Raw genomic sequence first — 26470 nt, forward strand, 5'->3', positions numbered from 1 at the left:
GCGGGCGCCGGGCGCGTACCCGGCGCCGGGACGACTGGCGGCTGCCCGCACAGCGGCGCGCCCGGCGCCCGGTGCGGATGACGTTCGGCGTGGTGTTCGCCAGCCTGACCCTGGGCGGCGTCGCGGTCGCGGCCATCGGTTCCGCCCACTCCTCCGCGCACGGTGCCGGTACCGGCCGGGGGGCCGCGCACCCGTCGGCGGTCGCCCCGGGCGGGCCGGGCGCTACTGCCCCGTCGGCGCCGTCCGGCGGCCCCGGACCGACGGACCGCCCCACCACCGCCAAGGACACCGAGGCCCACTGCCGCGCCTACGCACAGGTCGGAAAGCACGGCAAGGCACTCGACGCGACCTCCTGGCAGCGACTCGTCGCGGCCGCCGGCGGTAAGGACAAGGTCGCCGCGTACTGCTCCGAGCAGCTGCGACGGGCGACGGCCACGCCGAGCGGGTCGGCCGGCCCGGGCAAACCTGACAAGAGCGCCGCACACGGCGACCACGGCACGGCGGGGAACAACGGCGCCTCCGGCAACGGCACTTCGGGCAAGGGCACGTCAGGCGCCGGTGCCGGCGGCACGCATGACACGGACGGGAGCGGCCGGGCGAACGGTGGGAAGGACGGCGGGAAGGACAGCGGGAAGCACCATTAGCCCGGCGCCGCGCCTACTGCGGCACGCCCGTCACGCCGGGCACGCCGGGCACGCCCGGCACGCCCGTCACCGTACCGTCCACGTCAGCGAGTCGGACGTCTGTGCCCGGACGGCAGGGTCCCGTATGGCCGTCGTCTCGTCGGTCACGGTCGCCGTGATCCGGTGGCCCCGGCCGTGGACGCCGAGTTCGTGCGGCGTCACCGACAGGTCCCCGGTGGCCGACGGCACCGGCGTGCCGTCGACGGACCAGGTCAGTTCGAGGTCGGCGAGGCCGGTCAGCGGGGCGAGGCGTACGGTGATCCGCTTCCCCTGCCCGACGGGCCGGGACGTGGGGACGGTGGAGGTCAGCGCGTCCGCGTCGGCGTAGAAGCCGGCGATCATCTCCTCGCGGCCGACGACGTTGAACTCGGGCGAGGCCAGGGAGCGCATGATGGACGTCTCGGTCGGCCGGTAGATGCCCGTCTCGTAGTACCCCCCGCCCTCGTACGTGCCGACGACCGAACCCGTCGGGTCCTGGGCACCGAGCCAGCGGTACCACTTCGTCGTGCCCGGGTCTCGGCGGAGTGTGAGGTTGGCGGCGGCCGGTTCCTCGGCGTTCGGGTAGGGGCCGTACCCCGGGTACTGGTACTCGTCGGCCAAGTGGCCTATGGAGTGGCCCAGTTCATGCGCGCCTATGAGGTACGACCTGTCGTTGTCGGACGACATCGTCGCCACGCCGTGGAAGGGGGAGCCCGCGGGCAGGTCGCCGGCGGAGTAGCCCGCGCCGCCGTACTTGGTGGAGTTCGCGATGACGAAGACGATGTCGGCGTCCGGGGCCAGGGCGGCGTAGTGCGCGACCTTGTCCGTGTCGACGCACAGCAGGCGCTCGAGGTCGTCGCAGAAGAAGTGGGCGCCCAGTGCGGTGTCCTTCACGACATCGGACGTGGGGTCGGCGGATACGCCGGAGTCGTGGGAGACGGCGTCGACCAGCCAGACGTTGAACAGGCCGCGGTAGCTCCGGTACGGCTCGATACCGAAGATGGCGTCCAGCTTCTCCTTGGCGGCCTTGGCGAACTCGCCCTGTTCGTCCGCCGTGTAGCCGTCGCCCATCACCACCAGGTCGAGCCGCCCGGCCACGGGTCCGGTCCGCTGGAGCGCCCGCACCGCCGGGCCGGCGCCTCCTGTGATCGGCGCGTGGCGGGCCGTCGCGGCGGGGGCGTCCGCCGGGACGGTCACCTCACGGGGTTCCGCCCGGGGTCCGGGGAAGTACTCGACGTGCTGGGGGTGAGCGGGGGCACCGGCCGCCTCGGCCGGTGCCGGTTTCACTCCGATGAGCAGCGCCGCGGCGGCGACCAGGGCGGCTGCGGCAGCCATGACCCGGCGCCTGGGCGGTCTTGCGCGATGCGGCACGAGAACCTCGCTTAAGTAGCAAGTTAAGTGAACTTAAGGCCGCACTTAACGTAGAGAGCGAGGGCAGCAAACGGCAAGGCTCGCACCGCAGTTGATGCGAGATCAGTCGGTCATGACGGAGAGGCGGAACGGGCCGTCGGCGATCAGCCGCTCGTACGCCGCGGTTCGCGGCGCCCCGCACCCGCGCGAAGGCCCCGGACCTGTCACGGTCCGGGGCCCTCTGCTTCCCACTCCCACATGCACACAAGTGGCCACTGATGGCCGGACGGCGCCGGGCTCATGGCACGGACGCCGATACCCCGTTCGGTGAGCTACATGACACGGCTGCCACTAACAGAAGGAGGTGGACTGAGCACCTGGGTCGCCCTCGCCGTTCAGCAGGTTGCCGAGAATTCCGTTGCCGACACCTACCTCACCGAGAACGTCGACGTTCGTGCAGCCGCCACCCCGCATGCTCACCGCGCCTTGGGCGGTTGTGGCGCCGGTGGCTATGAAGCTGACACTGCCGATGATGACGGCCGCCACAGCGGCCTTGCGGAGCTTGCCCATTTCTCCTCCTTGGATCCGGAGCGCACGTCAAAAGATCCATTCTGCGCTCAATTCGGAGGCTAATCGGACATACTTCGCGGCGCTCACCGGGCGTGTCATCCGGGGGCCTTGAGGATCAGCCAGGTGGCCGATGCGCCGAAGTCAGGCGGGCCGGGCCAGGCGTTCGAGGCGGTGGTGCAGATGCTCGACGCGGTGCTCCGACTCCGGCTTCATGAGGACGCTGCGCAGGATCCGGGCGCCGTCCGCGTCCGCGGTGATCTTGGGGTGGCGGGCGGCGAACGCCTCGCGGCCGGCCTTGAGGGTGCTGAGGAAGACGGGGTCGGGGCCGCTCATGCCGTCCGCCAGGATGCGGGCACAGGCCGCGTCGATGGCGCTGAGGGCGGGCGGGTCGAGGGCGGGGAAGTAGGTGACGATGTCCAGTTGGGGGTGCTGGTAGAGCTCCAGGAACTCCGACGCCTCGATCAGGGCCGCCCACTTCAGCGCCGCTCGGCGACCGGCCGCCAGGACCTGGCCGAGGCCGTCGGGGGTGGGCGGCAGGAGCTGGAAGGTGAGCCACAGGGCGGCCGCGGCGGCGCCGGCCCGGGAGCATTCCAGGCTGATCTCGCCCAGGTGCAGGTCGGCGGAGGTGAAGTAGGTGTACGGGGAGTCGTGGAGGTAGAAGCGGCCCACGTCGGGGTCGCGGAAGAGGACCGCTCCGCAGCCGTAGGGCTGGAGGCCGTGTTTGTGCGGGTCCACGACGATCGAGTCGGCCCGGGCCATCGCCCGCCAGGGCTCGGGGGGCAGCCCCTCGGGGGCGTCGGCGCCGGCGAGAAGGGTGAAGAAGCCGCCGTACGCGGCGTCGACATGGACCCGGACGCCGTAGCGCTCGGCGAGGGGCAGGACCTCGTGGACGGGGTCGACGGCGCCCAGTCCGGTGGTGCCGGTGGTGAGGACGACGGTGCCCACCTGGTCCGTGCGCAGTACGTCCTCCAGCGCTTCGATGTCCATGCGGCCCCGGCCGTCGGTGCGCACGGGATGGCTCGTCATGTCCAGGACGTGGCACATGCGGCCGTGGGTGTAGTGGGCGTCGGCGCTGTGGGCGATGCCCCGGCCGGGGTGGAGTTCGCGGGCGACGAAGAGGGCTTCGAGGTTGGCGATCGTGCCGCTGGTGGTGAGGTGGCCGAGGTGGGTGTCGTAGCCGAACATGGCGGCGAGCCGGGCGACGGCCTCGCGTTCCATCGCGGCGGTGGCGGGGCCGCCGTCCAGGGCGTGGTTGTTGGGGTTGATCAGCATGGCGGTGAGATAGCCGACCACCGCCGCGGGGTGCGGGGGCTTGAGCATCTGGCCCGCGTAATGCGGGTGGAAGAAGGGGTAGTTGTCCTTCAGCCGGCCCGTGAACTCCTCGAAGGCCGCCGCGAAGCGGTCGTCGTCCACCTGGAGGGACGGGTGGGACTCGTAGGGGCCGAAGCCGGCGGCCCAGTCCTGTATCGCGTGGGTGGCTCGGCCGAGCCAGTGCTGCAGATCCATTGATCTCCCTCTCGCTCTCGGGGGTGCGCCCACCCTAGGATTTCGCTGACTGCTCAGCAATTGAGTGCACAGCAATTGAGCCAGCAGTAGGTGAGGAGGCAGTGAGTGAGGTGGCAGTAAAATCGGCCTCGATGAACGCCACGCCCCAGCACAGCGACGAAGCCGTCGCACGTGCCGCCAACAGCCGGCTCGTGCGGGATTTCGGCCTGCTGATCAAGTCCGCCACCCGCTTGGAACAGCGGATCGACAGTGCCCTGCGGCGCGAGTGCGGGATCAGTCACACCATGCTGGAGGTGCTGATACGGCTCTGCCGCCGGCCCGGCGAGGAGGTCTCCCAGCGGCAGCTGGCCGACGACCTCACGCTCACCAGCAGCGGCACCACCCGCCTGGTCGACCGCATGGAGGAAGCCGGGCTGGTCCGTCGCGTCCCGTCCGCCGGGGACCGGAGGGTGGCCCTGGTGGAACCGACCACCGAGGGACGCAGGACCTTTCTGCGCGCCGCGGCCGTCCATGCCGGTGTGGTGGAGGAGTACTTCGTCAAGCCGCTGCCGGCCGACGACTACGCGCAACTGACCAGGGCACTGGGCGAGATCGACAAGGCGCTGCGCGAACAGTCCGGGTGAGGGCTCAAACAGCGGGTGAGCAACCGGCCGTGCGCTCGTCGAACTCCTTTCGCGCGGCCTGGATGGTGGTGATGTTCGCCTGGGACCAGTCGGTGATGCTCTGGATCAACCCCCCTGCCTCCCGGCCCAGTTCGGTCAGCCGGTACTCCACGCGGGGCGGCACGGTCGGGTACACCGTGCGGGTCAGGAGGCCCTCGCGTTCCAGGGCGCGCAGGGTCTGGGTGAGCACCTTCGGGGTCACGCCGTCCAGGCGCCGGCGCAGTTCGGCGAAGCGCATGGGACGGCCGTCCTCCAGCGCCACCAGGACCAGCATGGTCCACTTGCCGGCGATCAGTTCCAGCACCGCGCGGGTGGGGCAGTCGCGCAGGAAGACATCCACGCCGCCGTGTTCCCTGAGGTCGAAGCCGGTATCCATGAGGAACCTCGATATCAGACAAGTGCGTTCTTCCGCAGGGTGATTGCCCGGACCGACCATGGAGGCACCCGCAGCCACTGACGAGGAGTCCGGATGCCCGCCCGTATGCACGCCATTGTCCAGTCCGCGTTCGGCGGTCCCGAGGTGCTCGTCCACACCGAGACCGAGGTGCCGGAGCCCGGCCCCGGCGAGGTGCTGCTGCGGGTCGTCGGCGCCGGGGTGAACCCGGGGGACGCGGTGCTCCGGGCCGGCCGGGTGCCGGGACTGGTGGAACCGCCGTGGACGCCGGGCAACGACGTGTCCGGCGTCGTCGAGCGCGTCGGCGAGGGCGTGACGCGGTTCGCGCCGGGCGACAAGGTGTACGGCATGCTCGCCGTCACCCGGCACGGTGCGTACGCCGAGTTCACCACCGTACCGGCCGACGTACTGGCGCCCGCGCCCGCGAACCTCGACCTGGTGCACGCGGGGGCCGTACCCCTGGTCGCGTTCACCGCCTGGCAGGCGCTGGCCGTGCTGGCCCGGGTCCGGCCCGGCGACCGGGTGCTGATCCATGCGGCGGCGGGCGGCGTCGGCCATGTCGCGGTGCAGCTGGCCAAGGAGCTGGGGGCGCATGTCATCGGCACCGCGCGGGCGTCCCGCCACGACCTGCTGCGCGAGCTGGGCGCCGACGAACCGGTCGACTACACCGCCGCCGACTTCCGCACCACCGTGGCCCCGGTGGACGTCGTACTGGACCTGGTCGGCGGTGCGTACGGGCCGCGCTCCCTCGACGTGCTCCGGCCGGGCGGTCTGCTCATCGGCGCGTCGATCGACCCGGGCGTGGACGAACAGCAGGCCGCCGCCCGGGGTCTGCGTTATGTCTGGGTCACGGCCGAGCCCTCCGGGGAGGTGCTGGAGCAGATCACCGAACGCATCGAGGCGGGCCGGCTGCGGGTCATGGTCGAGCAGACCTACCCGCTCGCCGAGGCCGCCGCCGCCCACCGCGCGATCGAGGCCCGCCGGACCACCGGGAAGATCGTCCTCGTCCCCTGAGAGGCGCGAGGTCTTCGAGAGGGGCCGGTGGGGCGTGGCGACGAGGCCTCAGGTCTGGCGTGGGTCCGGCTTGAGCACCGCGAACACCGCCTGGGTCGGGTCGGTCAGCCAGGCGATGCGGCCGACGCCGGGGACGTTCGCCGCCGGCATCAGCACCGTGCCGCCGTTGTCGCCCGTCGCGGTGACGATCGCGTCCGCGTCGGCCACGGCGAAGTACGGCACCCAGCGCGCCTCCTGCGCGCCGCCCTCCTGCAGCGGCGCCACACCCCCGAAGGAACCCTCCTGCTGGTCGCCCTCCGCGATGCTGAGCACCTGGTACGTCATGCCCGGCGCCTGCATCTCCTGGGCACGCCAGCCGAACAGCCCGCGGTAGAAGCCGATGGCCGCCTGTGGGTCACCGACATGCAGCTCGACCCACACCAGCGTGTCGTCCTCCGACGCCCGCTGCAGGCCCTGCCCGTTCTCCAGCACCGCGAACTGCGCGCCCTGCGGGTCGGTGAACTGGGCGAAGGTGGCCTCTCCCATGGTCATGGGCTCGGCACGCACCGTACCGCCGGCCTCGGTCACGGCCCGCGCGGTGGCCCGGGCGTCGTCGGTACGGAAGTACGTCATCCAGGCGGGCGGCGCCCCCTGTTCGGTCAGCGGGCCGAGGGCGGCCACCGTGTCGCCGTTCTTCCGGAAGAAGCCGTAACCGCCCGCCTCCGGTCCTGCGGACACGAACTCCCAGCCGAAGACGGCACCGTAGAACGCGGCGGTGGTGTCGATATCGGGGCTGCCCAGGTCGATCCAGATGGGCGAGCCGGTGCGGAACTGTGTGCCGAGCATGCGTCTCCTCCTGCGGGTCCGGTGCGAAGCCGCCCGCCACTATGCCGACGGTCCCGGCCCGGACCGGGCCGGGACACGGGAAAAGAACCCCACGAATCTGTGCAGGAGTGACACACGGGCTGCACACAGCCTTTCGAAAGGCTCGTTACCGTGACTGATCGCCCGCTCCCCTGGACTCAGGAAGACCGCAGATGGACTACTGCTCCTCGTGCCGCCGGCACCTCAACGGCGCCCTGGTCTGCCCGGGGTGCGGTGCCTACGCCCCGGACATAGCCCCGCCCGGCACCGACGGCCCCCGGACCGAGCCAGCGGCGCCGGTCGCCGACGACAGCTGGTTGCGGCCCCACCCGATGGCCGCCACGGCCGCCGGTGCCGCGGAACCCGCCGCCGAGCCGCCCGCCGACGTCGAGGACGCGCCGCCCGCTCCGCAGGGACGCGCGGCCCGGCGCCGGCAGCGGGCCCGCTGGAAGAAGAGCCAGCGCAGGGCCGTGGTGGCGACCGCCGTCGCCCTCGTCGGCGGCGGCCTGACGCTCGCCTCGCTGGACCGCGGCTCCGGTGACCGTGCCCAGGCGGCCAGCGCGCCGGACAACCGCAGCATGGGCCTCACCGAGCAGCCGTCGTCGGCCGCGCCCAGCCGGCCGGCGTCCACGCCGGTACCGCCCGCCGCGACCCACCGGCACACCCCCGCCACGGCGACGGCACGGACGCCCGCGGTCAACGTCCCCCACCAGCAGACCCTCACGCCCACGCACCGCACGGCCCCGTCGGCCGCCCACCCGCACACCGCCGCGGTGGCCCAGCAGCCGGCCGCGTCCGCCATCCCGGCCACCCCGCTGCCACGGAGCACCCCACCGTCGTCCTCCGGCACGAACACCGGCACTTCGAATAATTCGGGCACCTCCGGCACGACGGCACAGCCGGCCCCCTCCACCGGCACGGGCACGGGCAATGACACCGGCAGCAACGGCAGCGGCACCTCCGCCTCCGCCCCGTCCTCGTCGCAGCCCTCGTCCGGCCAGCTCTGCCTGGTGCTGGTGTGCCTGGGCTGAGCCCGGCTTCCCGCACGCGGTAAGGCGGGACGGCGATCGACTACGCTACGCGTCCGACAACAGGGGGAGACACATGTTCGACAAGCGACTGAGGGCGGCCGGCGTCACGGCACTCCTGCTGGCCGCGCTCACCGCGTGCGGCGGCGGTAACACCGGTGGCACGGCGCCCGCGAGCGCCACCGCCGCCTCCTCTTCCCCCTCCCCGACCCCGAACCCGGTCCACGGCCTCAAGGACACCCTCCGCCACATCCCCCGGAAGACCACCCGGGCCACCCGCCCCCACCTGGTCAGCAGGTGCACGAGCGGCACCCACCAGGTCCGCCACTCCTCGACCTCCGGCACCGGCAGCCGCCGCCGCACCCGCACCTGGTACACCACCGAGCACTACCAGAACTGCCGCAAGGTGCAGAGCGGTACCGAGACGTACCGCAGGGAACTCCGCCCGGAGCGCTGGTGCGTCCGCCTGGACGACGTGGGCGGCGACCGGAAGCGGGACGACGTCTGGTTCCGCGTCGACCGCCTCGACTACGACCGGGTCCTCGACACCGACGACCGGACCCGCGTCCAGTTCGTCCCACTGCTCCCGGACAACGGCTGCTGACGCCACGCCCTGCGGGCACGCTCATCAGCACTGGTTCCCGGCCCGCTCACACCCCGTACGGCTCGTCCCCGTCCGCCGGTGACCGCCGGGCCAGTCGTCGGTCGCGGCGGACCAGTGCCGCCGTACTCAGCACGACGAACGCGAGCGCGGCCGTCAGAGGTGCGAGGAAGTACAGCATCAGCGCCCCTGTCCCCCGGTGTCCGCCCGGGCGCGCGTGATGGCCGACTCCACCGCCGCCACCCGGTCCGCGAGCAGCCCCAGGGCGGCCACCGCGCGGGTCAGCGGGTCGGTCTCGGGGCCGCCGAGGGTGCGGGTGCGGACGTGGGCGGTCTTCACCTCGGTCCAGCGGGCGGCCTGGTCCTCGCTCAGCGTGCCGCGCAGTTCGGCCAGTTTCAGCAGGTTGGCTTCGGCGCCCGTGGTGAGGGTCTGGGCCTCGGCCGTGTAGTGGTCCTCGACGACGGACTCGCGTTCGGCGGTGTTCATGACCGGGCGCAGCCGCCCGGCGATCTTGTTCATGTCGCGGTAGGAGCCCTGGAGGCGGAAGGGGGGTTCCGTGCGGGCCTCCTCCGACTGGGCGGCGGAGGCGATGTAGGCCGCGTTCACCTTCAGCACCGTCGCGCGGACCGCGAGCAGATGGCGCAGCAGCGCCACTGTCCCCTCCAGTTCGGCCGCCGTCAGCGGGTGGGTGAGGCGGTCGGCGCGGGCCGTGGGGTCGGCGGCGGCCAGCCGGACCAGCAGGTCCAGGTCGGCGCGGTCGCGGGCGGCGAGCGGGGCGAGCACCGGGTTGGCGGTGAGGGCGTTCTCGACGAAGCTGAGCGCGAAGACGTCCTCCTTGCCGGTGAGGACGTCGCCGAGGTTCCACACGTCGGCCCGGTTGGCGAGCATGTCGGGGATGCGGAAGCGTTCCCCGGACTCGGTGTAGGGGTTGCCGGCCATGCAGACCGCGAACCGCTTGCCGCGCAGGTCGTAGGTGCGCGGTCCGCCGTCCCACACGCCGTCCACCCGGCGCGTCGCGTCGCACAGCGGGATGAACTTCTGCAGCAGCTCCGGCGATGTGTGCTGGATGTCGTCCAGGTAGAGGAGGGTGTTGTTGCCGGCCGCCAGCGCGAAGTTGATCTTCTCGATCTCGCGGCGGGCGGTGGCGTCCGGGGCGTCGGCCGGGTCCAGCGAGGTGACGGCGTGGCCGAGCGCCGGGCCGCTGACCCTGACGAGCATCAGACCGAGCCGGTCGGCGACGTACTCCATGAGGGTCGTCTTGCCGTAGCCCGGCGGGGAGATCAGGAGGAGCAGGCCGCCGGTGTCGGTGCGCTTCGACTCGCCGGTGGTGCCGAGCTGGCGGGCGAGGCTGTCGCCGATCAGGGGGAGGTAGACCTCGTCGACGAGGCGGTTGCGGACGAATGCCGACATCACCCGGGGGCGGTGGTCGTCCAGGCGCAGGCGGTCGCGTTCGGCCGTCACCAGGGTCGTACGACGGCGCTGGTAGGCGCGGAAGGCGGGGACGTCCTCGGTCGCGAAGCGGGATGTCCGGGCCAGGAACTCGTCGAGCCTGAGGGGTAGTTGTCCGGCGCTCACGCGTGGGTGGGTGCCGAGCAGGTCCTGAGCCGTCGCGGTGAGCGGGGCGTCACCGTCGTAGCGGGGCAGGCCAGGGCACAGCTCGGCGGCGACCGCCTCGGCCAGTTCGCCCGGCCCGGCCTCGGTGCCGGTCGCGGCGGCGTACGCGCCGAGCCAGGCCCGCACCACCTGCCGGCGCGCGGCGAGGCCGGTCAGCCCCTCCAGGTCGCGTCGGTAACTCCCGCCCGCGTGCCGGAACTTGTCGAGCAGGGTGCGTGCCGTGACACCGAGGACGAAACCCTCGGGACCGCCGGTCAGCTCCTCGAAGAGGTACGCGGCGGACGGCCCGCCCGGCGCCGACGCGTCCCAGGCCTCGATCGCCCCGGCCAGCTCCCGCTCCAGCTCCCCGATGGCCGGTACGGCACCGAAGGCGTCCCGGGCGCGGGCCAGCGACGCCGCCCGCCGCCGCCACTCCGTACGGGCCTCCTCCGTCGTGCCGTGGGCCCAGAACAGCTGGGCGGCGGCGCGGGCGGCGGGCTCGTGGCGCAGGGTGCCGGCGGTCTCGTACAGGGGCAGCAGGGCGCGCAGGACGACGGTCGCGTCGTGGTCGTGGACGCCGCGCTCGTAGCCCTCGTCGTACGACTCCTGCGCCGCCCGGCGCACCAGGTCCGGCAGGTCGTCGGCGGCGGCGAGGGCGGCCGGGCCGTGCTCGGCGAGCAGCCGGGCGGCGAGGTGCTCGGCGCGGTAGACCTCGGGCGACTCGGACGGCAGGTGGCGGTCCCAGAGCGGGCGGGTCGCGGCGAAGTCCGGGTCCGTCACCGGGCGGCGGTAGTCGGTCCCCGTCACCGCGAAGGCCAGGGTGTCGCCGTGCGGGACCAGGGTGAGGTCGAGGGGCTGGGTGTTGACGGCGAAGCGGTGGCCGCCGAGCAGCAGGGTGCGGCCGTCCTCGGTGTACAGGTCGGCGCGGTCGCGCAGGGCGCGGGCGGCCTCCTGGCGGGCGGACTTCAGCCGGCCGTCGAGTTCCTCGGCGCGCACGCTGTCGCCGAGGGCGCGCAGCTCGCCCGCGGTGCGGCGGACCTTGGCGACCAGCGGGTCGGAGGCGAAGTACGCGGTGACGGCGTCGGTGTCGGCGAGGGTGGCCGCGCGGCGGGCGACCGTCCGGAGCATCCGCCCGGCGGAGACGGCGAGTTGTTCGGCGCGGCGGGCGCGGGTGTCGGCGAGGGACTGCTTGCGGGCGGCGAAGGCCTCGTAGATCTCGCTGCGGCGGTCGGCGAGTTCGGCGAGGAAGTCGTCGAACTCGGCGAACCGGCCGTCCAGGTCCTCCAACCGGGCCGATACGGCTGCCAGTTGGTCGTCGCACTGCTCCGGTGTGCCGGACGCGGCGAGCGCGGCGGTGACGGCCTGGGCGAGCAGCGCGGTCTCGGCGGCGAACTCGGCCCGCCCCTCGCTGTCCTGCAGGGCGCGGCGGCGGCCGTCGAGGGTGGCGCGGGCCCGGTTGACGCCGCCCAGCACCTCGGCGATCCGCTCCAGCACGGCCGTACGGACCGTGGCGTCGGCGATGTCGAGGCCGGTCACGACCTCGGTGACCGTGCGCAGCCCGTCGGCCAGCTCGTCCAGCCGGGCGGCGAGGGGCGCGGCGCCCGCGACGGTCTCGACGGCCGCCGCCTCCCCGACCAGCCGCTCCACCTCCTCCTGCTGTCCGGCGAAGGCGTCCTCGCGCGCCAGGAAGGCCACCGCCCGCCGCCCGAACCCGGCGAGGTCGGCCTCGGTCGCGGCCGCCAGCTCCGCCACCCGGGTGGCGTCGACGTACCGCAGCTCGCGCAGGGTCAGCACATGCCCGTGGGCGTGCCGGAGTTCGGTCAGCCCGCGCACCCAGGCGGCGGCTTCGCGCGGCGCCTCGCCACGCAGCCGGCGCACCACGGCGGCGATCCGCTCGGCGGCCTCGTCGAGGGCCTCGGCGGCCTGCCGGGTCAGCTCGCGTACGGTCTCGAACTCGGCCAGCACCTGCTCGCCGGTGGCCCGGACCTCGCCCAACGCGCCCGCCAGGTCGCCCAGTTCTTCATCGGCGAGCCAGTGATGGGTGTCGGCGGCCCGCACACAGGCCGCCACCAGCGCCCGGTACCCCTCGCCGGTCTCGATGCCGTCGGTCACCAGCCGGGCCACGGACAGACAGTCGGCGAGCCCGCGCACCAGGTCGGCGTTGCCGACCCGGGCGAGCGCGCCGGTGCCGGTGCGCAGGGCGGCGGCATGCGTGTCGGAGACGTACGGCGAGGTCCACCACTGGAGCGGATGGGTGTGCGCGGGCTCGTCGCCGCCGGCGCGCAGCACGGCGAGCGCGCCGTCCTCGAACAGCGCCCAGCCCCGGCACGGCAGCGGGTTCGCGACCTCCTTGCGCAGGGTGTTGTACGACAGCAGCAGCGTGCGGCCCTCGGCGCGGGACCGGAAGGCGTACAGCACGTCCTCGCCGTTCGGCGCGCGGACTTCACGCTCGAACTCCAGCCCGGCCGCGTCGATTTCGTACGTCCGGTACGCGCCGCCGGCCAGGCAGTACCCGCCGGGGAAGACGATCCCCTGCTCCTCGGGCAGCCGCCGGCACGCCTGCCCGATCCCGTCCAGCCGCAGCACCGTACGGCTCAGCGTGTCGAACACCAGGTACCGGTCGGCGTCCTCCTTGTACGGCCGTACGCGCAGCAGCACCAGCGGGCCGACGCTCGTGTGCGCGAGGGCGGCGTCGGCGAGCGACTGCAGCGGCTCCTGCACGGGCTCGACGTACAGCTCCTCGCCGTCCGGGGTGCGCACGGTGAGGGATCCGCCGACGGTCGACACGCCGAGCCCGCCGGGCACCGCGACGTACGGGTCCCGGCCGAGGACGTGGTCCTCCCGGGTGGTCTCCGTCCAGGTCACGTCCTGGGCCGGCGGGAAGACGTCGTCGCGGTCGCCGCGCGCGTCCAGGAACGCCACGCGGCCGTCCTCGGCGCGGGACCAGCGCAGTACGCGCACGTCCTCGGCCTTCTCGCCGGTGCGGAACACCGCCAGCAACCGGCCGTCGACCACGCGCAGCCGCAGCAGGCTCGCTGCGCGGTAGTAGCGGTGCAGCGCGCCGAACTCACGCACGAACGCGGGGTCGTCCAGCAGACCGGGTACGGCGTCCTCGGGCAGGCGCTCGCCGTCGCGGCCGTACAGCGCGAGTGCGTCCGTGGCTCCGCCGCTCGCGCCGAAGAGGAGCGCGTCCCCTACGGCCACGATGTCGCTCGGCACGCACGCGTGCGGTGTCCCTAGCCGGGCGGTGGCAACGAGGTTCAGCGTCACCGACCCGAACTCCTCGGCCCGCCGGGCGTTGAGGCCCTCGGCGCGCCGGGCAAGCTCTGCGGCATGCGTGGCGAGCCGGTCGCGGAGCACCTCGTAGGTACCGGCGTCGACGGTGGCCTGCGGCGCCTCAGCGGTGGACATTGCGGTGCTTCCCTTCGTGGGCGGTGCGGCTATGAGCTCGGGGCTGCGGGTCGTCTGCCGACCGCGGGTACGTGGTGGCTGGTCGCGCAGTTCCCCGCGCCCCTTCAGGGCGCTCAGCCCGGCCTCAGCTGCGCGCACCGCTCCCGTTCAGGGCGGTCAGCGGCGTGTCCGACAGGCCCAGTTCGCCGGCTCGGTCGAGGAGTTTCTGGAGCTGGACCGCGTTCGGGCCGCCGCCCTTGATCTGCTTCATCAGCAGCGCCGACACCGTCAGGTTCCGCACGTCCGCCGAGCCCAGCGAGCCGAGGAAACGGCCCAGGTCGTCCGTGAAGCTGCCCGTACCGTCCAGCCACGGCTTCGCCAGCGCCTGCGCGGTGTGCGAGTTGTCCACGAAGCCGTCCACGCCCTTGCCGAGGGAGATGGAGGACACCAGCCGGTCGAAGAAGACCGACTCCCCGCCGACGATGTCGATGTCGGCGTTCTCCAGCCCGGTCGCCAACACCGTCGCCTGCGCCTCGGCCACCTGCCGCTGGGTCTCCAGACCGGCCAGCCGGATCTCCTTCTCCGCCTGGAGCCGCAGCCGGTACTCCTCGTGCCCGCGCGAGGCCTCGTCCAGCGCGGCCATCGCGGCGGCCTTCTCGGTCAGACCGGCGGCCTCGGCCTTCAGCTTCTCGCCGATGCCGGTGGCCTCCGCGAGCGCCTTGGCCCGCGCGCCCTCCGCCTCGGCCTTCAGCCGCGCCTCGGCGGCCTCCGCGGCGGCCCGGGCGCCCTCGGCCTCCGCGAGGGACTTCGCCTTCGCGCCCTCGGCCTCCGCGAGCCCCTTCGCCCGCGTGCCCTCGGCCTCCGCGAGCGCCTTGGCCTGGGTGCCCTCGGCCTCCGCCCGCAGCCGCGCCTCGGTGGCCTCCGCCTCCGCGCGCCCGGCCTTGACGGTGACCTCGGCCTCCTTGTCACGGACCTGTACGGCGGCCAGACCCTCCGCGGCGGCCTCCGCCTGGACGCCCTCGGCGAGCCGCAGCTTGGCCCGGGCGTCGAGGTCGGCGGTCTTCAACCGGGCCTCGGCCAGGGTCAGTTCCTCGCCCGCGCGGTGCGTGGCCGCCTGCTCCGCGGCCTCGGCGGCCTTGATGTCCTTGACCAGCTTCTCCTGCGCCTCCGCTTCGGCGGCGATGACGAGCGCCTGCCGCTCGCGCTCCGCCTCCTCCACCACGCGCAGCTTCTTGATGGACTCCTCCTGCTCGGCGACCGTACGGTCCACCGCGACCCGCTCCCGGATGACCTCGGCGATCTCCCGCTTCTCCGCCTCGACCTCCTTTTCGGCGGCGATCTTCGTCAGCTGGGTCTCCCGTTCCCGGGCGATGACCTCCAGCAGCCGGTCCTTCTCGATGCGCTCGTTCTCGACGGCGAGAACCCGCTCGCGGTTCTTCGCGGCGACGGCGATCTCCCGGGCCTGGTTCTCGCGCTGCACGCCGAGCTGCTCCTCGGTGCGCAGGAAGGCGCCCTGGGCGCGCAGCCGTTCCTCCTCCACCACGCGGGCGGTCTCGGCCTCCTCGCGGGCCCGGGAGGTCTCGATCTCCCGCTTCTGCTTGATCTCGGCGTCCGCCTGCCGCCGCTCCAGCTCCAGGATGGCCTCGCGGGCGTCGACGTCCTGGCGGGTGATCTCCTTCTGCTCGTTGCGGCGGGCCTCGTTGGTGCGGACGTGCTCGATCGCCGTGAGCTCGGTGATCTTGCGGATACCCTCGGCGTCGAGGACGTTGGCCGGGTCCATCTGGGAGAGCGGCGTCTGCTCCAGGTAGTCGATCGCCGCGTCCTCCAGGTGGTAGCCGTTGAGGTCGATGCCGATCAACTCGATGATGTGGTACCGGAGTTCCTCGCGCTTGGTGTACAGGTCGGTGAAGTCCATCTGCTTGCCGACGGTCTTCAGCGCCTCGGAGAACTTCGCGTGGAAGAGCTCCTGCAGCGTGTCCTGGTGGCTGGCGCGCTCGGTGCCCACGGTCTGGGCGACCTTGATGACGTCCTCGACGGTCTTGTTGACCTTGACGAAGAACAGGATCCGGATGTCGGCGCGGATGTTGTCGCGGCAGATCAGGCCGTCCCGGCCGGAGCGGCTGATCTCGATGGTCTTCACCGAGATGTCCATGACCTCGGCCTTGTGCACGATCGGCAGCACGACCTGCCCGGTGAAGGAGACGTCCACCCGCCGTGTCTTCGACACGATCAGGGCCTGGCTCTGGTCCACCTTGCGGTACAGCCGGGAGAACGCCAGCAGCGCGAGCAGTACGACGACGAGACAGACGGCGGCGAGCACGCCGAGGGCTTCCATGGCATACGTCCTTGCGTCAGACGATGAAGTCGGAGCTCCCCCGTGGTTCCGGTGCGGGACTTCTGCCGGTGCCCGGCACCGGAACCCTCCGTAGTGCTCCCCGCAGAGGATGGTGCGACCGGGGCACACACCCGCGCATTGCCGGTTTCCGGCAGTGTTCACTACTGTCTGGATGCCGGACATGCGCTAAGAAAGCGTCACCGGCGCGTCAAGATCACGGGGGCACGGGGGCGGGCAGGGTGACGGAACATGCGATATCCGAGCACTATTTGGAGGGATTCACCCGGACGCTGGCCGAGGTCTCGGCCACCGGCCGGCGGCTGACCAGGGAGGAACTGAAGGCCCGTCGTACGCTGGGCGAGCAGGCCGCCGAGGCCGGGCACGGACTGCGCGCGCTGGTCGTCGCCCACCTGGCCGCCACCCGCGCCGCCTGGCCGGACACACACGGCTCGGCCGAGAGCAGCCTGGCCACGCTGGCCGCCGTGGAACAGGCGATCGACGCGTTCGCCGAGGGCTACGAACGCGCCCAGCGGATGACCGTACGCCGCGAGGAGGCCGCGCGCCGGGAGTTCATCGACGACCTGCTCTACGGCCGCAGCGACCTGGGCCGGCTGGCCGAGCGCGCCGAGCGCTTCGGCCTGCGGCTCTCCCGGGCGCACGCGGTGGCCGTCGCCGAGGGGCCGTCCGCCTACGTCGAGGGCGGCCCGGTGGCCCGCCGGGTCGAGGCCGCCGTACTCGCCCGCTTCGACTCCCGCAGCATCCTGCTCACCACCAAGAACGGCCGGCTGATCTGCGTCGCGCCCGGCGACGAGGACGAGATCCTCCTCCACTTCGCCAAGCACGCGTACGCGGCGACGGATGCCGCCGGCACGGCACCGCGGATCGCCATCGGCCGCCCGCAGCACGGCACCGGCGGGGTGGTGCAGTCGTACGAGGAAGCCCTCGCCGCGCTGGAGATGGCGGCCCGTCTCGACCTGGCCGGGCCGGTGCTGCGCGCCGCCGACCTGCTCGTCTACCCGGTGCTGGCGCGGGACCGGCAGGCGCTGGTCGACCTGGTGTCGCACACGCTCGGCCCGCTGACCAGGGCCCGCGGCGGAGCCGTCCCCCTGCTGGACACGCTCTGCGCCTACTTCGACTCCGGCTGTGTGGCCGCCGAGGCCGCCCGCCGCCTCTCCCTCAGCGTCCGCGCCCTCACCTACCGCCTGGAGCGCATCCACCAGCTCACCGGCGCCGACCCGGCCGACCCGGCCCACCGCTACATGCTCCAGACGGCCGTGATCGGCGCCCGCCTGCTGGACTGGCCGAACCGTCCCCTGTGACCCGCCTCCGGCTGGTTGAAAGTACTTGCATTTATGGAAAGTACTGTCCATGCTTACGAGTACGAACCCGGGGGCGGCCCGACCACCCGCCCCCACCCCTGGACGACCGCCCACACCGGAGGCACACATGAACAGCACGGGGGAACCGATGGACGCCGGCCAGGCGCGGGACGCGCTCGCCGCCGCATGCGCCGCCCGCACCGCCGCACGCACCGCCGCACGCAAGGCCGAGAGCAACCGGCCCCGCGGTTACGCCATCGGCCAGGGCCTGACCTTCGCGGTCGGCTTCAGCGCACTGGGCCTGGCCGACCGGGAGCCGCGCTGGGGGATATGGCTGATGGCCGCCGCCTTGGTGAGCCTGACCGGCTTCTTCGTCCTCCTGTGGCTCGGCGCGCACCACGGCGGAGTGACACGCTGGATCCGCCGGGACCGCGGGCCCGGCCGCCCCGCCTGGCATGCCTGGGTGGTGCCCTTCATCCCGCTGGCCATCAGCCTCCCGGCCGCGATCGTGTACGGCACGACCGGCTGGATGGTCGCCTTCGGCCTGGCCCACGGCGCGGACTACATCCTGCGCGCGACCTGGCAGGCGGGCACCGCATGACAGGCGCCACGGGCGACGCGCCGCCCGCTCTCGACCGCGAACTCCATCACCCGACCCGGCTGGCCCTCGCCGCCTACCTCTCGGCGTGCGGCGAGGCGGAGTTCGCCGTCCTGCGGGACTACTGCGAGGTCTCCGACTCCACGCTGAGCAAGACCCTCTCCGCGCTGGAGAAGACGGGTTACGTCAGCATCCGCAAGGGCTACCTCGGCAAGCGCCCGCGCACCTGGGCCGGGCTCACGCTCACCGGACGCAGGGCGCTCGCCCGCCACCTGGCGGCGCTGGAGGAGATCGCGGCGACGGCCCGCCGGGCGGCGGCCACCGGTGCCGGTCCGGACAACACTCCCGATACACCAGGGACCTGACGGTCCGTCACCGACGGCGGCTACTCCTCATTGGTGGTGCGCACCGGAGTCGACCGCCCCGGCTCCGGCAGCTCCTGCAACTGCGACCGGACGAGCAGGACATCGCCGATGAACAGGTCGTAGACCAGGATGCCGACGACACCTCCGACCAGCGGCCCGACGATCGGGATCCACCAGTAGCCGCTGAACGAGCCGGACACACTGCCCGGGAAGGCCAGGCTGTTCCAGCCCGCCGCATAGGTGAACAGGCGCGGCCCGAAGTCACGGGCCGGGTTGATGGCATAGCCCGCGTTCGCGCCGTAGGACATGCCGATCGCGGCGACGACGAAACCCACGATCAGCGGCCCGAGGTTGGCCTGCACGGCCTGGTTGCGCACATCGAGGACGGCGGCGATCAGCATGAGCAGGAACGCCGTACCGACGATCTGGTCGACCAGCGGCCCCCAGATGCCGCCGTGGAAGTACGCCGCCGGGAACGTGGCGAAGATGGAGAACGTGGCGTTGGTGTGCCCGTTCACCTTCGGTCCCGGCGCCGCGTGGTCGTAGGCGTGGATCGCGTCGTGATAGACGAGGTAGACCAGCGCGGCGCCGGTGAGCGCGCCGGCGACCTGCGAGAACCAGTACGGCAGCACCTTGGCCCAGGAGAACCCGCGGCGCACGGCCATCGCCAGCGTCACCGCCGGGTTGATGTGCGCGCCGCTGACCCCGCCGGCCACGTACACGCCGAAGACGACGGCGAACGCCCAGCCCCAGGTGATCAACAGCCAGTCGCCGGCCGCGAGGAAGATCGTGGTGGGCGTCTGGGCGCGGCCCGAGCCGGGCAGCGCGGCGACGGCCGTCGCGACCACACCGGCGCCGAAGGCGATGAGCACGAAGGTCCCGAGGAACTCGGCAAGACACTCGCCCAGCAGCCCGCCCCGGCTTCTGAGCCGGGACGGCTTGATGATCGCAGGGATTTCGACAGCCACGGAGGCCCCCTTTGAAGAGAGCAATACGGCCAACATCACCATCTTGGCGTACAAACCCCCACCCCGCAGGTTGACGGTGCCCAGTCAGCACCGGAGGTCATCGGTCTGGGTCAGCCGGCGAGGTCGTCGGCGAAGTGCCGGAAGCCGTGCCGGTCCCGGTGCATCCCCCACAGCGTCTCCGCGAGCACGGCCGGGTCCTTGCGGGCGTGCCCCAGGGTGATCGCCCCCGGGATCACCAGCTGCGCGACATGGATCCCCTCGCCCGCGAGCCGCTCGTGCAGCAGATGGCCGTACGCGCTCTCCGCGGCGAACGCGATGGACGTCCCCGCCCGCTCGGTGTGCGGTACGACGGCGGTCCCGCCGTTGACGAACAGGATCGTCCCGCGCCCCAGCCGCCGCATGCCCGGCAGCACCTGCTGCACGGCGGCGACGGGCCCGTACACGGAGAACTCGATGGGCCCGACGAGATCCCGGTGCCCGGTCTCCAGCACGGGCCGCATGAAGTCCCGGTGCGGCACGGGGCTGTACTGCAGCACCTCGACGGTCCCCACCTCGTCCGCCGCCCGGCGCAGGGCCCCCGCCAGCTCCTCCGGCCTGCGCACATCGGCGAGGAAGGCCCGGGCGGTGACACCGCTGCGGCCGAGATCCCGCACCAGTGTGTCGAGCCGGTCCCGGTCCCGGGCGAAGAGGGCCACGGCGAACCCCTCCCGCCCGAACCGCCGTGCGACAGCGGCTCCGAGCCCCGGCCCGGCACCCACGATGGCGATACTGCTCATGGCACCCATCCGTACCGCACGCCGTACCGCCGCACACGCCCCTGGCCCGACCGCGTGTGGGCGGACGTGATCGAGCCGCCGCGGTAAGCCGCTACACGGTCTCGGCCACCTGGGTGACGGCGTCCCGCGCCCCACGCATCCGCTCCACCTGTACGGCGGTGACCGCCCGTACCGCGAAGGCCCCGGCGACGGCGGCCCCCACCACGGCGGCGTCACACAGCAGCAGCGGCCACCCCTCGGTGTAGGCACGCTCGATGATCTGATCCGTGGAGTCGCGGTACATGATCCCCACCCCGCTGAGCATCCCGATCAGCCACAGCCCCCACCACACGTTGACGGAGCCGGGGAGCTTCCGCCCGGGCGCGCTGCTGCGGAACGCGTCCACGACGATCCCCCGCGGAAACCACAGGTTGACCACCGGCACGAGCCACCCGAGGAACACCCAGATCCCCGCGTACTTCGGCGTGTCCCCCGACAGCACCCGCGCGTTCTCCCGCAGCCGCAGCAGCCAGGACAGGTAGAGCATGGCGCAGAGAAAGACCAGCACACCGCCCGCCGAGGTCACCAAGTGGTACGAGTTCTCCAGCGAGTTGAGCTGCCGGTGCACCCCGTCGCCCTGGTCCGGCGGCCCGGCGGCCGGCTCTCCGGCCATGGCGAGCCGGATCTCCCACGCCCCTCGCACGACCCAGGCGAGCCCGGCGAGCAACAATCCCCCTACAGCCAGCTGCCCGGTCACCTGAACCGGCCGATACGCAAGCGTATGGGCAGCCGACTGATCTGTCTGTTCGGTCACCGCCCCATCCTGTCCTACGAAAGCCGCAGGCCACCAGGGCCGTCTTGGCTTGCGCCATCCGTGTGCATCCGTCATGCGATCGGCCGCGCGTCGGCCGCTCAGGGCTTCGCGTGCGCCGTCCCGCAGCAAGGATGCAGGTGTGAGCATCCTGAACGAACCCCATGGTGCCGCCGCGCCCGCGGCCTCGTACGAGAGCGAGGTGCCGGTCAGGGGCAGGCAGCCGGGCGGCGTCGTGGTGAAGTGGCTGACCACCACCGACCACAAGACGATCGGCACGCTGTATCTGGCGACGTCCTTCGCGTTCTTTCTGGCCGGTGGCGTGATGGCGCTGCTCATGCGCGCCGAGCTGGCCCGGCCGGGCCTGCAGATCGTCTCGAACGAGCAGTTCAACCAGGCGTTCACGATGCACGGCACCGTGATGCTGCTGATGTTCGCGACACCGCTGTTCGCCGGCTTCACCAACTGGATCATGCCGCTGCAGATCGGTGCGCCCGACGTGGCGTTCCCGCGGCTGAACATGTTCGCCTACTGGCTCTACCTGTTCGGCTCGCTCATCGCGGTGGGCGGATTCCTCACCCCGGACGGAGCGGCCGACTTCGGCTGGTTCGCCTACTCCCCGCTGACGGACGCGGTCCGCTCACCGGGGGTCGGCGGCGATCTGTGGATCATGGGTCTGGCCTTCTCCGGCTTCGGCACCATCCTCGGCTCGGTCAACTTCATCACCACGATCATCTGCATGCGCGCCCCCGGGCTGACCATGTTCCGCATGCCGATCTTCTGCTGGAACGTGCTGCTGACCGGTGTCCTGGTCCTGCTGGCCTTCCCGGTCCTGGCGGCCGCGCTGCTCGCCCTGGAGGCGGACCGGCAGTTCGGCGCCCATGTCTTCGACGCCGCCAACGGCGGATCCCTGCTCTGGCAACACCTCTTCTGGTTCTTCGGCCATCCCGAGGTGTACATCATCGCGCTGCCGTTCTTCGGCATCGTCTCCGAGATCATCCCGGTCTTCTCCCGCAAGCCGATGTTCGGCTACATGGGCCTGATCGCCGCGACGATCTCCATCGCCGGCCTGTCGGTCACGGTCTGGGCCCACCACATGTACGTCACGGGCGGTGTGCTCCTGCCCTTCTTCGCCTTCATGACCTTCCTGATCGCCGTCCCGACCGGGGTGAAGTTCTTCAACTGGGTCGGCACGATGTGGAAGGGTTCGCTGTCCTTCGAGACCCCGATGCTCTGGTCGGCGGGCTTCCTCGTGACGTTCCTCTTCGGCGGCCTGACCGGTGTCGTCCTGGCCTCGCCGCCCCTGGACTTCCACATCTCCGACTCCTACTTCGTGGTGGCCCACTTCCACTACGTGGTCTTCGGTACGGTCGTCTTCGCGATGTTCGCGGGATTCCACTTCTGGTGGCCGAAGTGGACCGGCAAGATGCTCGACGAGCGCCTCGGCAAGATCACCTTCTGGACCCTCTTCATCGGCTTCCACACCACGTTCCTGGTCCAGCACTGGCTGGGTGCCGAGGGCATGCCCCGCCGCTACGCCGACTACCTGGCGTCCGACGGCTTCACATGGCTGAACACGGTCTCGACGATCGGCTCATTCCTCCTCGGCCTGTCGATGCTGCCGTTCCTCTACAACGTCTGGAAGACGGCCAGATACGGCGAGCCGGTAGCCGTCGACGACCCCTGGGGCTACGGCCGCTCCCTGGAATGGGCGACCTCCTGCCCGCCCCCACGCCACAACTTCGTCACCCTGCCCCGGATCCGCAGCGAGTCCCCCGCGTTCGACCTGCACCACCCCGACATCGCGATGGCGGAACACGAGCACCAGCTCCCGGCGCGGACCGACCGAGGACAGGGGTGAACGGACTGCCGAGGCAGGGCCCCGACGGCGCGCTCGCCAACGAGGTCGAGGGATACCTCCTCTGGCAGGCCCGGATCGCCGAGGCGGAGCAGCGAGCGCGCGCATTCGTCACACCCCTGGACTGGCTGACGACCGCCCAGCGCGAGGAGATCGAGCGCCGCTACACCGCAGATGCCCTGCACCGCGCCCGCACCGACCTGGAACGCGTGGCAGCGCGCTGCCAGTCCTTGCGCACCGAGTACGAGCACCGCTACGACACCCTCCGCCGCCGCTGCGTGGCCTTGACACTGACCGTGTGCGCGGGGTGTACGGCTTTGGGGGCGCTGTTGCTGGCGCGGTGAGGCCGGCCCCTTGCCTGTGCGGCACCACGTGGCGGCTGCGTCTATCGGCCCGCGATGGGCAGCACAGCAGGACGCTCAGGCCATCCAGAAGAAGACCGCCGTCATGCGCTTCTCCTCCAGCGTCTTGCCGTGGTAACCGGTCGCGCTGTGCACGAGGTTGGCGTTGTAGAGGAGCAGGCGGTTGTACTTGTGCGGGACGCGGACGTCCTCCTCGAAGTGGTCGCCGGGGACGAACCGCGTGCCCAGGGCCTCGACGAGGTTGTTGTGCGGGGCCTGGACGATGTTGCCGCCGAGGCGGCCGCCGGGCAGGGACTGGCGGTAGAAGGCGGTGCCGCAGTCCTTGGGGACGTCGGGGTTGAGGTAGAGCACGGCCGCGTACCGGCACAGGGCGCGGGAGTCGGTGTGCGGGCGGGGCTCGCTCTCGCCCTCGCCGACCACCTGGACGCAGTTGTGGTTCAGGGTGCCGCCGCCGGGCGCCTGCTGCACCCACAGTTCCTTCGCGCCGGTGGCCTTCTTCACCAGGCTTTCGATGCGGGCGAGTTCGCGGGGCTCCAGGCCGGGCATGGCGCGCAGGCCGGGCCAGGTCTCGGAGGTGTACGGGTAGCCCTTGACCCAGTCGTCCTTGGCCAGGCACCGCTCCCGTACGGCGTCGGCCTCGGGCAGGGCGTCGTCGAGGACCCAGTAGTCGCGGCCCCTGGTGGGCTTGCGGTAGGGCAGGACGGGGAGTGCTGCGGGCATCCTGGGGGGCGGCTGTGGGGGCATGGGGCGAATCTAGGCCCGCGTTTCGTATGCGTTCTCCCAGGCGATGGTCAACTCTCCCGAGGAATGGTCAACTCTTCTTTACCTGCCGCACAGACACAAACGGCTTCCGCATCCGTACTGCTGTGTGTCCGAACCGCCTCATGGCGGCTCCCCGACCGGGCAGGAGGCACGGTGCGCTTTTCGCGGAACGCGACGGGAACTCTCTTCGTGGGCGGTGCGATGGCCCTCACCCTCGCGGCACTCGCCTACCCGACCATGCTCGGTCTGACGAAGGTCTCCAGCGCACAGGACCGCGTCATCTCCAACACCCAGTGGGGGCCGCTCACCGAGCAGGACCGGGACTTCGTGGTGAAGGTCCGGGCGGCCGGTCTGTGGGAGTACCCGGTGGGGCAGCTCGGGCTGCAGAAGGGCACCGCACCGGCGGTCAAGACCGCCAGCCAGCACCTCGTCGACGGGCACGCGGCGCTGGACACCACCTGCCGCAAGATCGCGCCCATGCTGAACATCACGCTGCCCGACCTGCCGAGCCCCCAGCAGCAGGGCTTCGTCAGCCAGCTGAAGTCGGACACCGGCAAGAAGTTCGACACCGACTTCGCCAACATCCTGCGGATGACGCACGGTTCGATCTTCAACACGGTGGCGAAGATCCGTTCCACCACGAAGAACTCGCTGGTCCGGGCCCTCGCCGACCAGGCCAACGACACCGTCCTGGACCACATCAAGGTCATGGAGGCGACCGGGCTCGTCGACTTCGACCAGACGCTGTTCCAGCAGACGACCCCGCCGAAGCTGCCCGACTCCGACCTGACGCCGCCGCCTCCGGCGGCAGGCCAGCCGGAGGTGGTGCTGACGCCGCCGCCGAATGCGACGTCCACTCCCGTGGACATCAACGGCCTTGCCGGTGGTGGGGGTGGATCGGCGGGGGCGAGTCCCGGTCCGACCGTGCGCTGAGTCGTCCGCCGTGAGTGCCGCGTCCTGACGTCGTTCACGCCAACCAGACGGTCGTGTCCGGGGGCAGGGTCCGTGTGTCGGGCAACGGCGCACTGGCCAGCACCACCTCCCCCGGCGGCAGCCGTACCGGCTCGTTCCCCAGGTTGGTCACGCAGCGCCAGTTCTCCGCGTGCTCCGCGCGGGTGAAGTCGAGTACGTCGGCGGGGCTGTCGGCGGACCAGGTCAGGGTCTCCCCCGCCGGCAGTTTGCGGCGTAGGCGCAGGGCCGTGCGGTACAGCTCCAGGGTCGAGCCGTCCGTGCCGGTCTGGGCTTCGACGGCGTACGACGCGAAGGACGGCGGCTGGGGCAGCCAGGCGGCGCCGGGTCCGAAGCCGTACGACGGTCCGGTCGTCGTCCAGGGCAGCGGGACCCGGCAGCCGTCGCGGCCCTTGCGGACGTGGCCGGTCTGTTCCCAGATCGGGTCCTGGAGCACCTCGGTGGGCAGGTCGGCGACCTCGGGGAGGCCGAGTTCCTCGCCCTGGTAGAGGTACGACGATCCGGGCAGCGCGAGCATGAGGAGGGTCGCGGCGCGGGCCCGGCGCAGGCCGGTGCCGGTGTCGAGCGTGGGTGCGGTGCCGCCGGACAGCAGCCAGGCGTCCGGGTCGGTGCCGGGCGGGAGCAGCAGGCGGCAGCTGTGCCGGACGACGTCGTGGTTGGAGAGCACCCAGGTGGCGGGGGCGCCGGCGGCCTGCGCGGTGGCCAGCTCGTCGGTGATGAGCCGGCGGAGTTCCGCCGCGTCCCAACGGGCTTCCAGATACTCGAAGTTGAAGGCCTGACCCAGTTCGTCGGGCCGGGCGTACAGCGCGCGGCGGGCGCCCGGGACCCAGGCCTCGGCGACGGCGGAGCGCGGCGGACTGTAGGCGTCGAAGATCTTGCGCCAGTCGCGGTAGATCTCGTGGACCTCGTCGCGGTCCCAGTAGGGGTGGCTGCCGGGCGGGACGAGCGGCAGGGCGGTCTCGCCGGTGGCGCCGAGGTTGCCGAGGTCCCGCAGCGGCTCGGTGAGGTCCTTGGCGAGGCCGTGGGCGACGTCGATGCGGAAGCCGTCGACGCCCCGGTCGGACCAGAAGCGCAGGGTGGTGCGGAAGTCGGCGCGGACGTCGGCGTTGTCCCAGTTGAGGTCGGGCTGTTCGGGGGCGAAGAGGTGGAGGTACCACGCGCCGTCGGGGGTGCGTTTCCAGGCGCTGCCGCCGAAGACGGACTGCCAGTCGGTGGGCGGGTGTTCGCCGTGCGCGCCCCGGCCGGGGCGGAAGACGAAGCGGTCCCGGGCGGGGGAGCCCGGCCCGGCCCGCAGGGCCTCCTGGAACCAGGGGTGCCGGTGCGAGGTGTGGTTCGGGACGATGTCGACGACGACCTTCAGGCCGAGCCGGTGGGCCTCGCCGACCAGGGCGTCGAAGTCGTCCAGGGTGCCGAGGCGGGGGTCGACGTCCCGGTGGTCGGCGACGTCGTAGCCGCCGTCGGCCAGTTCCGAGGGGTAGAAGGGGCTGAGCCACAGGGCGTCGACGCCGAGGGTGGCGAGGTGGTTCAGCCGCTGGGTGACGCCCTTCAGGTCTCCGAGACCGTCGCCGTCGGCGTCGGCGAAGCTGCGGGGGTAGATCTGGTAGATGACGGCCTGGCGCCACCAGTCGGGGTTCTTGGAGGAGAGGTCCGGCGAACGGTCTGCCATACGGGTTCCCTTCGGGAGGGACGACGGTACAGAGAATCTGTCCACATTGCCCGGAAAGGGAACCTTCGGTTGCGGGCAGGGCCTACGAC

Annotated in this window: 23 protein-coding genes and 1 pseudogene; 11 read left to right on the forward strand and 13 right to left on the reverse strand. The window is 72.0% G+C overall.

Annotation, left to right across the window (positions count from 1 at the left end; genetic code table 11):
* Positions 1-644, forward strand: a pseudogene (locus tag ACWC0C_RS22170) (hypothetical protein); the annotation flags it as partial.
* 66 nt (positions 645-710) lie between these two features.
* Here the strand turns inward: ACWC0C_RS22170 and ACWC0C_RS22175 are convergent.
* From ACWC0C_RS22175 to ACWC0C_RS22185, 3 genes are all read right to left on the reverse strand, one after another.
* Complete coding sequence (locus ACWC0C_RS22175; protein WP_450865340.1) at positions 711-1997, reverse strand: M64 family metallopeptidase; 1287 nt, start codon at positions 1995-1997, stop codon at positions 711-713.
* A gap of 366 nt (positions 1998-2363) precedes the next feature.
* The gene (locus ACWC0C_RS22180; RefSeq protein WP_450865341.1) at positions 2364-2582 is read right to left on the reverse strand and encodes a hypothetical protein; all 219 of its coding nucleotides are present in this window, start codon (positions 2580-2582) and stop codon (positions 2364-2366) included.
* Between the two features lie 141 nt (positions 2583-2723).
* Positions 2724-4088, reverse strand: a complete 1365-nt coding sequence (locus tag ACWC0C_RS22185; RefSeq protein ID WP_450865342.1) for a pyridoxal phosphate-dependent decarboxylase family protein — start codon at positions 4086-4088, stop codon at positions 2724-2726.
* A gap of 131 nt (positions 4089-4219) precedes the next feature.
* Here ACWC0C_RS22185 and ACWC0C_RS22190 point away from each other — a divergent pair, with 131 nt between their 5' ends.
* Positions 4220-4711, forward strand: a complete 492-nt coding sequence (locus tag ACWC0C_RS22190) for a MarR family winged helix-turn-helix transcriptional regulator (protein ID WP_450865343.1) — start codon at positions 4220-4222, stop codon at positions 4709-4711.
* 4 nt (positions 4712-4715) lie between these two features.
* Here the strand turns inward: ACWC0C_RS22190 and ACWC0C_RS22195 are convergent, their stop codons facing one another.
* Complete coding sequence (locus ACWC0C_RS22195; RefSeq protein ID WP_449200267.1) at positions 4716-5126, reverse strand: winged helix-turn-helix transcriptional regulator; 411 nt, start codon at positions 5124-5126, stop codon at positions 4716-4718.
* Between the two features lie 93 nt (positions 5127-5219).
* Here ACWC0C_RS22195 and ACWC0C_RS22200 point away from each other — a divergent pair, with 93 nt between their 5' ends.
* Complete coding sequence (locus ACWC0C_RS22200; protein WP_450865344.1) at positions 5220-6158, forward strand: NADP-dependent oxidoreductase; 939 nt, start codon at positions 5220-5222, stop codon at positions 6156-6158.
* 48 nt (positions 6159-6206) lie between these two features.
* Here the strand turns inward: ACWC0C_RS22200 and ACWC0C_RS22205 are convergent, their stop codons facing one another.
* Complete coding sequence (locus ACWC0C_RS22205; RefSeq protein ID WP_450865345.1) at positions 6207-6983, reverse strand: VOC family protein; 777 nt, start codon at positions 6981-6983, stop codon at positions 6207-6209.
* A gap of 191 nt (positions 6984-7174) precedes the next feature.
* Between ACWC0C_RS22205 and ACWC0C_RS22210 the strand changes: the two genes are divergently transcribed.
* Together ACWC0C_RS22210 and ACWC0C_RS22215 are read left to right on the forward strand one after the other, a co-directional pair.
* Positions 7175-8032: an SCO2400 family protein gene (locus ACWC0C_RS22210; RefSeq protein ID WP_450865346.1), complete on the forward strand. Its 858-nt coding sequence runs from the start codon at positions 7175-7177 to the stop codon at positions 8030-8032.
* Positions 8033-8105: 73 nt separating this feature from the next.
* Positions 8106-8633 (forward strand): hypothetical protein, encoded by a 528-nt coding sequence (locus ACWC0C_RS22215; protein ID WP_450865347.1) that lies wholly within the window; start codon positions 8106-8108, stop codon positions 8631-8633.
* Between the two features lie 46 nt (positions 8634-8679).
* Here the strand turns inward: ACWC0C_RS22215 and ACWC0C_RS22220 are convergent, their stop codons facing one another.
* The 3 genes from ACWC0C_RS22220 to ACWC0C_RS22230 all read right to left on the reverse strand — a co-directional run bounded on the left by ACWC0C_RS22220 (position 8680) and on the right by ACWC0C_RS22230 (position 15948).
* Positions 8680-8811, reverse strand: coding sequence for a hypothetical protein (locus ACWC0C_RS22220; protein WP_450865348.1), 132 nt, complete (start codon positions 8809-8811; stop codon positions 8680-8682).
* Positions 8811-13634, reverse strand: a complete 4824-nt coding sequence (locus tag ACWC0C_RS22225) for a DNA repair ATPase (RefSeq protein ID WP_450865349.1) — start codon at positions 13632-13634, stop codon at positions 8811-8813. The genes ACWC0C_RS22220 and ACWC0C_RS22225 overlap by 1 nt, the downstream gene beginning before the upstream one ends.
* 124 nt (positions 13635-13758) lie before the next feature.
* Positions 13759-15948, reverse strand: a complete 2190-nt coding sequence (locus tag ACWC0C_RS22230; RefSeq protein ID WP_450865350.1) for a flotillin family protein — start codon at positions 15946-15948, stop codon at positions 13759-13761.
* A gap of 239 nt (positions 15949-16187) precedes the next feature.
* Here ACWC0C_RS22230 and ACWC0C_RS22235 point away from each other — a divergent pair, with 239 nt between their 5' ends.
* From ACWC0C_RS22235 to ACWC0C_RS22245, 3 genes are all read left to right on the forward strand, one after another.
* Entirely contained in the window at positions 16188-17267 is a 1080-nt protein-coding gene (locus tag ACWC0C_RS22235; RefSeq protein ID WP_450865351.1) for a PucR family transcriptional regulator, read from the forward strand.
* 127 nt (positions 17268-17394) lie between these two features.
* Positions 17395-17868 (forward strand): hypothetical protein, encoded by a 474-nt coding sequence (locus ACWC0C_RS22240; protein ID WP_450865352.1) that lies wholly within the window; start codon positions 17395-17397, stop codon positions 17866-17868.
* Positions 17865-18230, forward strand: a complete 366-nt coding sequence (locus ACWC0C_RS22245; protein ID WP_449200257.1) for a winged helix-turn-helix domain-containing protein — start codon at positions 17865-17867, stop codon at positions 18228-18230. Before ACWC0C_RS22240 ends, ACWC0C_RS22245 begins: the two co-directional genes overlap by 4 nt.
* Before the next feature lie 20 nt (positions 18231-18250).
* On the opposite strand, the gene ACWC0C_RS22250 is transcribed toward ACWC0C_RS22245, so the two are convergent.
* The 3 genes from ACWC0C_RS22250 to ACWC0C_RS22260 all read right to left on the reverse strand — a co-directional run bounded on the left by ACWC0C_RS22250 (position 18251) and on the right by ACWC0C_RS22260 (position 20680).
* Positions 18251-19198 (reverse strand): MIP/aquaporin family protein, encoded by a 948-nt coding sequence (locus ACWC0C_RS22250; protein ID WP_449200256.1) that lies wholly within the window; start codon positions 19196-19198, stop codon positions 18251-18253.
* A 110-nt stretch (positions 19199-19308) separates the two neighbouring features.
* Positions 19309-19974, reverse strand: coding sequence for an SDR family NAD(P)-dependent oxidoreductase (locus ACWC0C_RS22255; protein WP_449200255.1), 666 nt, complete (start codon positions 19972-19974; stop codon positions 19309-19311).
* A 91-nt stretch (positions 19975-20065) separates the two neighbouring features.
* Positions 20066-20680 carry a DUF4328 domain-containing protein gene (locus ACWC0C_RS22260; protein ID WP_450865353.1) on the reverse strand — a complete coding sequence of 205 codons (615 nt, stop codon included), beginning with the start codon at positions 20678-20680 and terminating at the stop codon, positions 20066-20068.
* A gap of 226 nt (positions 20681-20906) precedes the next feature.
* Between ACWC0C_RS22260 and ctaD the strand changes: the two genes are divergently transcribed.
* Together ctaD and ACWC0C_RS22270 are read left to right on the forward strand one after the other, a co-directional pair.
* Positions 20907-22625 (forward strand): aa3-type cytochrome oxidase subunit I, encoded by a 1719-nt coding sequence (gene ctaD / locus ACWC0C_RS22265; protein ID WP_449200253.1) that lies wholly within the window; start codon positions 20907-20909, stop codon positions 22623-22625.
* Positions 22622-22966: a cytochrome C oxidase subunit I gene (locus ACWC0C_RS22270; RefSeq protein ID WP_450865354.1), complete on the forward strand. Its 345-nt coding sequence runs from the start codon at positions 22622-22624 to the stop codon at positions 22964-22966. The genes ctaD and ACWC0C_RS22270 overlap by 4 nt, the downstream gene beginning before the upstream one ends.
* Positions 22967-23041: 75 nt before the next feature.
* On the opposite strand, the gene ACWC0C_RS22275 is transcribed toward ACWC0C_RS22270, so the two are convergent.
* The gene (locus tag ACWC0C_RS22275) at positions 23042-23728 is read right to left on the reverse strand and encodes a DUF6445 family protein (RefSeq protein WP_450865355.1); all 687 of its coding nucleotides are present in this window, start codon (positions 23726-23728) and stop codon (positions 23042-23044) included.
* Between the two features lie 207 nt (positions 23729-23935).
* Here ACWC0C_RS22275 and ACWC0C_RS22280 point away from each other — a divergent pair, with 207 nt between their 5' ends.
* Positions 23936-24679 (forward strand): DUF4142 domain-containing protein, encoded by a 744-nt coding sequence (locus ACWC0C_RS22280; protein WP_449200308.1) that lies wholly within the window; start codon positions 23936-23938, stop codon positions 24677-24679.
* Positions 24680-24713: 34 nt separating this feature from the next.
* On the opposite strand, the gene ACWC0C_RS22285 is transcribed toward ACWC0C_RS22280, so the two are convergent.
* Positions 24714-26381, reverse strand: coding sequence for a glycoside hydrolase family 13 protein (locus ACWC0C_RS22285; RefSeq protein ID WP_450865356.1), 1668 nt, complete (start codon positions 26379-26381; stop codon positions 24714-24716).
* Between the last annotated feature and the right edge of the window lie 89 nt (positions 26382-26470).

Source organism: Streptomyces sp. NPDC001709 (assembly GCF_053596375.1).